The sequence below is a fragment of the Ferruginibacter sp. genome (assembly GCF_031430955.1).
Lineage (GTDB): Bacteria > Bacteroidota > Bacteroidia > Chitinophagales > Chitinophagaceae > Ferruginibacter.
The window spans coordinates 1-1518 of sequence record NZ_JANPCM010000383.1 but is presented as its reverse complement, the minus strand read 5'-3'; the positions used below and the strand labels follow the sequence as shown (position 1 = coordinate 1518).

3 protein-coding genes are annotated in these 1518 nt (G+C 34.2%); 2 read left to right on the top strand and 1 reads right to left on the bottom strand.

From position 1 onward, the window contains the following. Window positions 1–99: 99 nt before the first annotated feature. Entirely contained in the window at window positions 100–243 is a 144-nt protein-coding gene (locus tag ACY65O_RS10970; protein ID WP_462220902.1) for a hypothetical protein, read from the top strand. Between the two features lie 43 nt (window positions 244–286). On the opposite strand, the gene ACY65O_RS10965 is transcribed toward ACY65O_RS10970, so the two are convergent. After that, window positions 287–916, bottom strand: a complete 630-nt coding sequence (locus ACY65O_RS10965; RefSeq protein ID WP_462220901.1) for an NUDIX hydrolase — start codon at window positions 914–916, stop codon at window positions 287–289. Between the two features lie 43 nt (window positions 917–959). Between ACY65O_RS10965 and pyrE the strand changes: the two genes are divergently transcribed. Then, window positions 960–1518 (top strand): orotate phosphoribosyltransferase (gene pyrE, locus ACY65O_RS10960; RefSeq protein WP_462220900.1); only part of this gene is annotated, 559 nt, incomplete at its 3' end.

The window sequence follows — 1518 nt, the reverse complement described above, 5'->3', positions numbered from 1 at the left end:
GTAAACCAGAAAAATTGAAAGTTATAAATGGTAAATTGGCAGTAAATATTTCATTACCACAACAAGCTGTTTCTTTGTTAAAAATAGACTGGTAATTTTTTGACTTATCATAATGGTGCATTGGTACCGGATTATGCAAGTTTTCATCGTTCTGTTTGTATAAACTATTTGTATTACAATAATGACGGCTCTATAAAAAGAGTAGTAATGACAGGCGAAGGCGTACGGCCTGTAAAAAAATAATTTTTATCTGCAAAAATTTATCTGGCAAAAAGGTAATATATTTTTAAGCCTCATCAAAAAATACACTTAAAATATCTTTTATCGATGGATAAGTATTGGCAACAGGTTCCTTAATATTTTTAGTAGCCACCCATTTAATTGCAGTAATATCTTCTTCCGTTTGCGGTACAAGTTTTTGATCGTTTGCACAAACCAAATAATACCAGTGTGTAACTTTTAAAAAGTGTTTGCCAAATGCATCGTAGGTGTGATAAGTTTCACCCACCTTTTTTTTAAGAATTAAATTAATTACGCCTGTCTCTTCTTCCACCTCTCTTAAGGCGCACTCATCTGCTTTTTCACCTTTTTCTATCTTGCCTTTAGGTAAATCCCATTTATTCAGCCTGTAAATAAATAACACTTCTTTTTTATCATTTTGTACAATGCCGCCTGCCGCTTCTATTAAAGTAAAGTTTTTAAAAAATAGTTTTTTGAGTGCAGTTAAATCTTCGGAGTAAATAACGCCTGCATGAAATTCATCTTTCTTAATCTCATGTAAAAGCGATTTTATAGCAGGAACCGAAATTTCGTCAATAAAAACAGCATCGGGGTGGTGCAGTATTTCTTTCAAGTCTTTAGTTAATTCATCACAAAGAAAAACAGGCTTATCGCCAAAGTATATTTTTATGTGCATAATAATATTTCAAATTATAAATTTCAAAGTTCAAATTTGCACCATGACAAACGAAAAAGCCGTTGCAGAAAAACTTTTACAAATTAATGCAATTAAATTAAGTCCCCAACAACCATTTACATGGGCAAGCGGGTGGAAGAGCCCTATTTACTGCGATAACCGCAAAGTTTTATCCTTTCCTTACGTTCGTGATTTTATTAAAAGCGAAATGAGCAGTATAATTTTTGAAAAATTTCCTGAAGCTGATATGTTAGCAGGCGTAGCTACAGCTGGCATTGCCTGGGGTGCCATGGCTGCAGATCAATTAAAACTGCCCTATATTTATGTAAGGCCAAAGCCTAAAGAGCACGGTTTAGGTAACCAGATAGAAGGGAATTTAGAAAAAGGGCAAAAGGTAGTGGTGATTGAGGACCTGATATCTACCGGTAAAAGCAGCTTACAGGTATGTGATGTATTGAAGGCAGCCGGGGCAGAAATTATTGGTATGGTTTCAATCTTTACTTATGGTTTTAATGAAGCAGACGAAGCATTTAAAGCAGCTGGAATTAGTTATCATTCCTTAACCAATTACAATACGCTTATTAATTTAGCGGTAGAAAAAG

Excerpts from the sequence above, each read along its gene's own strand:
- ACY65O_RS10965 (WP_462220901.1), bottom strand. The coding sequence starts at position 916 with ATGCACATAAAAATATACTTTGGCGATAAGCCTGTTTTTCTTTGTGAT.